A 7,852-nucleotide genomic window follows, 5' to 3' on the forward strand; every position below is an offset into this window, starting at 1 on the left:
GGGAATGGACTCAACGTCGTATCTATATGTCCAAACGATATAAGTCGTATTGGTCCATGATCGCGATGAGCTTGTTGGCGTAGCTGCTGTCGGTTGCCCAGCCCGCGTCTTGGAGCCCCTGAGCCATGAGCGTCGACGAGCGTTCTGCTATGGCTTGCTGTATAAGGTCGTTATCGGCGTACGTCGAAGCTTGCAGGAATACGGCGGAGCGAAACTTGATGCAAGCCTTGTCGCTTTCGAATTCGATGAACGCGTCGTTGATTTGAACGTATTGTCCGTCGTATTCCTCATTGGTGTCCCAATTCGTGGGCCCCACTACCCCATCGCATCCTGCAAAGGAGTTTGCCCATTTCATGCCGAAGAGATTGTGGTCTTCTTTGGCGAGCTGCGACAAATCCCCCTGATAGGAGCTTTCAGCGATGATTTGGGCGATCGTGCAGCCGGCGGGGTGGCCGTAATGCGCCTGCATTGACCGTGCCTCCGAAACCATGTCTTCCGTGATATAGCTTGGCAGGCCGTCGAGATCGGCTTGAATTCGAGCTTCGGTGGTTACGGCGGTTCCGATGGCGCCAACGGCCAACACGAGGGCGGCCACGAAGGCGAGCATGACGCGCTTGGAGAAATGGCCGACGAGCGTTCCTACGGCGCTTATTGCGTCATGTGCCGAGGTGAGCACGGTGCGCTTTTGCTTGGTTGTTCGTTTTTTGACCGCTTGCTTTCTTGCCGAAGCTTTGCCTTGTGCGCTTCGATTTGCCGAAATCGTTTTCGATTTTGCACGGGCTGTGCTGCTGGCTGTCGTCTTTTCCCTGTTCGCGGCAGACGATGACTTTGATTTGGCTTGGCTTTGCGTACTCGATGGCTTTTTCTTCGATGGAGGTGCGGCTTGGGCTGCCGATGTTCGAGCGCTGCGTGCTTTTGGCGTTGCGCCTCGCGCGTTTCGCTGAGCCCGCGATGAAGAGGACGCCTTCGTCGCGGGCTCCTTTTTCGCCCTGTTTGTTGCTGTTCGCTGCGTCATCGACGGTTTGTGCCTCTCGTTTTGCTTCCCCGAGCGCGCGTCCCGTTTGACGCAGGTCTTCCGTCAGGAGCAATTGCGGGCCGGTCGGGCGTAAAAGGCACGGGGCGGCCATCGCCCGCAACGGGTGCCGAGGGGTTTTTCGGCGGCGTGGGAATATTGAGCTTCACCTTTGGCTTGCGAGTGACGCGCGCGCCTCCGACATAGATGTTCGTTGCTTTCGGCCTTCCCTTTGCAGGAGCGCCTGGCGCCTCCTTGCCTGATGTTCCTCGTTTTGGACGTGTGCCTACGGTGTTTGTTCCGCGTTCGTTCGATGCGCTCGCTTTGCCGGAACGCGTCGCTGCAGAGTTTGCCGGCTTTTTCCTGGTGGCGTTGTCGGAGGCGTCAAGCGGCAGTCCCGCCGAATCAATCGGTTTGAGGCTGAAAAGGAATTCCCATATGGCTTCCATGAGGTTCTCCGGTTGCTCGCTTTCGAAATGCTTCATGGGAACCTGGAGCTTTTTTGTTTGGGCGATATAGCGGGCGCCTTCGCGTCGAAGCGGCGTCATTATGCTGTCAGGCACGAAGATGGGCTCGACAGCGAGTTTGCCGCCGACAACCGTGATGACTTTCACGCCGACTTCGTTGGCCCATGCACGAATTTTTGAGCGTAGGAACATGTTTTCGCTCGCTCCAGGCATATCGGGGTGCGCTGCGCGCGTGGCTTCGCGCAAGTCGTCGACAGCGCCAAGCGTATCGGCGCAGGCCAAGCGTCTGTAGAGCAAAACGCGCTCGTCGGTATCGGGGATGTATTCTTCCGCGACGTAGGCATGCACGGGAATGTTCACCGTGATGTCGGAAAGGGCTGGCGGCAAGGAATCTGCCGCGCCTTCGCCCGCGCGCGCTGCATCGACAGCGCTTGAAATCATTTGCGCGAACAAATCGAAGCCGACGGCTGACATATTTCCGCTTTGCTCCGCGCCAAGAAGGTCGCCCGCCCCTCGAATCTCAAGGTCCCTCATGGCAACGCGCATGCCGCTGCCGAGGTCGGTATGCTCGTTAATCGCTTCGAGGCGTTGCTGCGCTTCTTCGGTGAGGCTTACGTGCTCGGGGAACATGAAGTAGGCGTACGCCTGTTTGCTTGAACGTCCAACGCGGCCTTTAAGCTGGTACATCTGCGCGAGGCCGAGGCGCTGCGAGTCTTCGATAATGAGTGTGTTGGTGTGGGGATTGTCGATGCCGCTCTCGATAATCGTGGTGGCAACGAGCACATCGATCTCGCCCGCGCTGAAATCTTCCATTACACGTTCGAGCTCTTCTTTGCCCATTTGGCCGTGCGCCACGCCGATGCGCGCTTCGCCAGCGGCTTCTTGCACGCGACGGACGGCTTCTTCGATGGTACGCACGCGATTGCTTACGTAATACACCTGTCCCCCGCGATGCAGCTCACGGCGAATGGCGTCGCTTACGACGTCGACGTCCCATTCGCCCACGTGCACTTCGACGGGGCGTCTGTTGCCCGGCGGCGTAAGGATGAGGCTCATGTCGCGCACGCCCGAAAGACTCATTTGCATGGTGCGCGGAATGGGCGTTGCCGAAAGCGTGAGTACGTCGATTTGTTCGCGCAGGTTCTTGAGCTGTTCTTTGTGCTGTACGCCGAATCGCTGCTCTTCGTCGATGATGACAAGGCCCAGGTCGTGTGGGTTCACGTCGCGTGAAAGCAGTCGGTGCGTGCCGACGAGCACCTGCACGGTCCCCTTTTCGAACCCTTCAAGCGCCGCCTTCATTTCTGCTGGCGAACGGAAGCGCGAAAGCACCTCAACAGTTACGCCGAATTCGTCGAAACGGTCTTTGAACGTTTGGTAGTGCTGCTGCGCCAGAATGGTCGTCGGGCACAGTACCATGACCTGCTTGTTGTCTTGCGTTGCTTTGAAGGCCGCTCGCAGTGCGACTTCGGTTTTGCCAAATCCAACGTCGCCGCATACAAGGCGATCCATGGGCTTGGGTGACTGCATGTCGGCTTTCACTTCGGCGATGGCGGAAAGCTGATCTGCGGTTTCCGTATAGGGGAACGACTCTTCCATCTCGCGTTGCCACGGCGTGTCGGGCGAATAGCGGAAGCCCTGCGCGCTCGCGCGGCGCGTGTATACGTCGACGAGGTCGAATGCGAGTTTCTTTGCGGCTTTTTTCGCTTTGTTCAGTTGGCGCGACCAGTCGCTCGTATTCAAGCGTGTGAGACGAGGGCTTGCGCCTTCGGGCCCTACGTAGCGCGTCACGCGGTCGAGTTGTTCGACCGGCACATAGAGGGCATCGCCTTCCGCGTACTGCAAAAGCAGATAGTCGCGCACGACACCCGATACCTCTTGGCGTACGATTTCTTTGAACAGCGCCACGCCGTGCACCGCATGTACGACGTAGTCGCCCGGTTTGAACGGGAACGTGACTTCGGTGATGTCGACATGGCGGCGATTGCGCACGCTCGAGCCACGCCCTTGCGTGTCGTGGATTGAAATCATGCCGATTTTTGCCGCAGGAATGACCATGCCCAGGGGAATATCCACGTCGACGATGTTCACGACGCCTTTTTTCAGGGCACGAACATTGCGATGCCACCAGGGGTGGTCGCTAAGCGATTTCGCGCGTTTGGCCTGCGCAGGCGTGAGCGCGTGCTCGGGCTCGGTGTTGTCGCTTTCGTCGGGAGCCGAGTCGAGAATTTCATGCATGGGCAGTGAATTGTCGACGCAGAAGAGCTTCATGTCCTCGCGTGCGCGGAAATTCGGCACCGAAAAAACCACCGTGTAATGCTGCTCTACGAGCGTTCGCAGGCGCGCGAGGAGTTTTTCCGAATCGCCTGCCACCTCGGTGCGCTTTACGGGGAGCTCGGCATCGAGCACGCCGCCCACGCGCATGATGGACGCGAGCGTGAAGCGCTGGTTGCTTCCGAAATCGAGCTTGGGAGCTGGCAGATAGAGCTCGTCAACGGGAATATGGCTGCCTGCGGCGCGCGATAAGGCGTCGTCGAAAGCGCGCAGGGCGTCGTCGATAATGCTGCGCGGCTCATCGAGCACGGTAAGCACGGTGCTCGATGCATAGTCGGCAAGAATTTCGAGGTTGTCATACATGAGCGGCAAGGCTGCATCGACGCCGTCGTGGTCGTTGCCAGAGTCGATCCATTCGAAAATCTCGCGCCATACAGGGTCGGTTTCCGCTTTTTTAGCCGCAGCTTTCGAGGCTTTGTAAAGCGCAGTTCCGCTTAAGCGGTATTCGCGCACGGGGAAAACGCGTGCTTCGTCGAGCGATGTGATCGTTTGACCGGTAGAGGGCACGATTCGGCGAATCTCGTCGATTTCGTCGCCGAAAAAATCGAGACGTACGGGAAAACCCGTATCGCCTGGAAAAACGTCGATAACGCCGCCGCGCACGCAAAACGTGCCGGGGCCTTCGATGGCGTCGCCAGTATTTTCGAAGCCACGAGAGACGAGCGCTCGCTCAACTTCCTCGAATGTGAGCACTTCGCCCGTGGCGGCATCGACGGGTTCTGTATCGCGATTGAAAATGACGGGGGCGAAAACACGTTCTTCATGGGGCGGCAATGCGCGAATGAGCGCAGCTCCGCTTGCGACGACGATTTTTTCCTCGCCGCGTTGAAGGGCCCAGCCGGCTGCCGTTCGGCGCGCCACCTCACGCGCGTCGGGACGCTTCGGCGCAAAGGGGTAATCGCTTCGCGCGGGAAAATGCAGCACGGTTTCGTCGCCTACGTACGACGCGAGCGAGCGCGCGAAGTTCGAAGCGGCGTCTTCGCCGGGCACGACGACCAACATGGGTTGCGGCGTGTCGGCGAAACGAGCCGCAACGGCGAATGCGCGCGCTGATGAAGCGATGCCGAGCGCCGCGTCGCTGCCTGCGTCGAGTTTGCTGTAAACCGCTGAAAGCGCTTCGCTTTCGCGGAGGGCTCTCGTAAGCGCGTCAATGAGCATGCTGCCGCCTTATCGTTAATGAGTATAGTTTGTGTTCTATACGTCTTGCCAAACACCAAAAGCCGCATTGCGCGGCTGTATGGGTTGAGTATAACAAAGCAGAATGGAAGCTCGATGTGGCGCGCATTTGTTTGGCGTGGTGCCGAATTTGCTCGATGTGGCACAAATGTGCGGTTGTGAACGCCCTTGTGAAGGAGTGTAGTTTACGTCAACCGTAAAGCATCAGGTCAACGCTTAGTCTCCTTCAGTATCGCCTTAAGCGCTACTTGATTCTGAAAAAATATCGTTCACAACCGCAAATCTGTGCCAAAAAAGGGCGAATCTGTGCCAAAAATAGAAGCTGCTGCAACATATGCACCCTGTTATTCGTGTTAGAGGCGTCGACGAATAACCACGGCGATCGCATGACAGGTAAGGAATCGAATGAGTATCGACAATGAAGAGAGAAAGAAACGGTGCGCTGAAGCGATGCGCGTGCATGGCGATGCAGTGTATCGCTTGGCTTTCGCGCGCTGCCGAAATACGCCCGACGCTGAGGATATCTTTCAGACAACGTTCCTTAGGTTCTATGCTTCACCTATTCCGTTTGGCAATCCCGAACACGAAAAAGCGTGGCTGCTGCGCGTATGCATCAATGCGTGCAAAGATCTTCAGAAGAGCGCATGGCGCATGAAGGTGTCTGCAATGCCCGATGAGTTCGATGCTCCCGACACGAACGCGCGAAAAGAGACAACACCGCAAGAAGAAGCGCTCGATGAAGCCATGCAAGGGTTGTCGCCTGAGCAGCGCACAGTTGTTCATTTGTATTATTTCGAGGGCTTTTCGACTGGGGAGATAGCGCAAATGCTCGGCATGCGTTCGGCGACGGTACGCAGCCATCTGCATAGAGCACGTATCGCCATGAGGAACGCTCTCGAGGATGCGGGTTTTCCGCAGACAAGCGGACGAATAGGAGCTCCGGTTGAAGCGCAGAAAGCTTCATCACCCGAAAGACGTTCTTCGAATACTGCTTCTGACTCTTTTCTCGAATCTGCTCATTTCAACACCGACTCCCTTCTCGAAGGAGGAAGCAATGAACGATGATAACGACCTGCGTGCTCTTTATCTCGCATCGCAGAAAGATGTGCATGCCCCCGAACAATTGAAGGAACGCACACTTGAGCTGCTTGACGACAACGATGCAGCCTTGGCCTCTGCCGCGCTTGAGCCTGCTGCGTCCGCTCGGAAACAACGTTTCATGGGGCTTGGGCGTAAGCCGTTCTACGGCATTGCCGCGTGCCTGGCGCTTGCGGCTTTGGGTTTTGGGGCCGTGCAGGCAATGATGCATACGAATGAGGGCGCCGCCGATGTGGGTGCGCTCGAGACGGCCAACCTTGATTTCACGGTTAAAGCCTATGCTGCCGGTACGCAATCGCCGCTTGCTGCGGGCGATAACGGGATGATCGTGTTTGGACATACGAGCGATCTGTCGCAAAGCTCGCCAGAATGGGACGATAACGGCACCTACACGGGATGTCTGTTTAAGGTGGAAGCCGAGGGCGTGAAAACCGTGCAGGCGCATATTTCGAAAGGCATGCTGTATCGCTACGATACGCAGAACGTGAGCTATGCGAGCGATTCTGAGCTGTTGTACGAAGCGCTCACGTGGAAGCCACTGAAGCGAGGGCTTGGCGAGCATTTGAGCGCGTATGACAAAGTGGCGGTAGGTATTGCGAATGATGGGCTGAGCAAAGACGACCCGAACAAAACCTATCAGGTTCAAACGTCCAAGCGCTTGGGGCAAACCGCCGAGCTCAACTACGACGAAGGCGATGGAAATACCTATTTTGGCCTATGGACCGACGAGGTGGGCGACTCTGATGCGTCCGATGATTCCATGCGCGATCGATTCGGAACAATTGCGAATGCGTTTGAAGGCGATGAACTTACGGTGACGGTCACTTTCGAAGACGGGCGCACATCGACTCAAACCATCGATTTGCATGCTGGCAATTTCCTTGCCGATTGGGGCGATGGCAATAAAGAAGACTTGGGGGCTCTGGCGATACAGCCCACGCTTCTCGAGGATGGCGCAGAAGTGCCCGATAGCGCTCTCGTGCTGCGAACCGTGTACGGCGAGGTGGCGTCATCGACCAGCGAGGCCTTCCCCTATGCGAATGAGCCCATCAATGAATACGCAAACACCACCGACGAACCTATGAAGTTGCCCAATGATGGCACGGGAGACTTCCTGGAAGATGGCGTGCAAGTCGAAATCGGCAAAGACGGCGAAGTTCTGAGTACCTACGCGAGTGCTGCAACAGACGAATCTTCCGAAACGATGTTGGACTCAAAGAGCGAACAGACTCCGAGTTTGACGGTGAACGGAATTTCAACGGAGCTTGTTGATTGCCTGCCAGAAAGCACGCCTGTCGAAAAAACCGAGATTGCACGCATGGCTCCCCTGGATTATTGGAACAGGATTATTGAGCAGCGCTGCGGATTCACTATCGGTTCTGATTGGAAAGCAAGCGATGGGGCAAGCATCATCCATGTGAATTATTCCTTGACCAACGGCTCCGACGAGCGCAAGCTCTTTAGGGTGCCCTCTATGCAGTCGCTTGGCCGAATTGATGGCAGTGCGACCTTCTATAGCGCAGGAAACTCCGCAGCGCCCTTGATGTTTGTTGGCGCAAAGAACGACGGTTCTACGTGCGGCTGGTACGATAACGATGTGGCGACGCTAGAGCCTGGCGAATCGATGAAAATCGATTGCTATTACGAAGTGAGCAATTCGCTTTTAAGCCGAAACGACCTTGCAATCGCGTTTGGCGCAAATGATATTCCGAATATCGCGGTAAGAATTTCTCTCGCCTAAACGAACGTGGGGCAGGTGATTGTCTCC

4 protein-coding genes are annotated in these 7,852 nt (G+C 56.7%); 2 read left to right on the forward strand and 2 right to left on the reverse strand.

Going from position 1 to position 7,852, the window contains the following annotated elements:
• Window positions 1-22: 22 nt before the first annotated feature.
• Together ACWI8T_RS06925 and mfd are read right to left on the reverse strand one after the other, a co-directional pair.
• Window positions 23-676: a glucosaminidase domain-containing protein gene (locus tag ACWI8T_RS06925; RefSeq protein WP_449138415.1), complete on the reverse strand. Its 654-nt coding sequence runs from the start codon at window positions 674-676 to the stop codon at window positions 23-25.
• Window positions 677-1,011: 335 nt separating this feature from the next.
• On the reverse strand, window positions 1,012-4,968 hold the full coding sequence (gene mfd / locus ACWI8T_RS06930; protein ID WP_449138416.1) for a transcription-repair coupling factor: 3,957 nt from the start codon (window positions 4,966-4,968) through the stop codon (window positions 1,012-1,014).
• 468 nt (window positions 4,969-5,436) lie between these two features.
• On the opposite strand from mfd, the gene ACWI8T_RS06935 reads away from it, so the two are divergent.
• Together ACWI8T_RS06935 and ACWI8T_RS06940 are read left to right on the forward strand one after the other, a co-directional pair.
• Complete coding sequence (locus ACWI8T_RS06935; protein ID WP_449138418.1) at window positions 5,437-6,051, forward strand: RNA polymerase sigma factor; 615 nt, start codon at window positions 5,437-5,439, stop codon at window positions 6,049-6,051.
• Window positions 6,041-7,825 (forward strand): hypothetical protein, encoded by a 1,785-nt coding sequence (locus tag ACWI8T_RS06940; protein WP_449138417.1) that lies wholly within the window; start codon window positions 6,041-6,043, stop codon window positions 7,823-7,825. The genes ACWI8T_RS06935 and ACWI8T_RS06940 overlap by 11 nt, the downstream gene beginning before the upstream one ends.
• Window positions 7,826-7,852: the final 27 nt, after the last annotated feature.

This window comes from Slackia sp. (assembly GCF_977041755.1).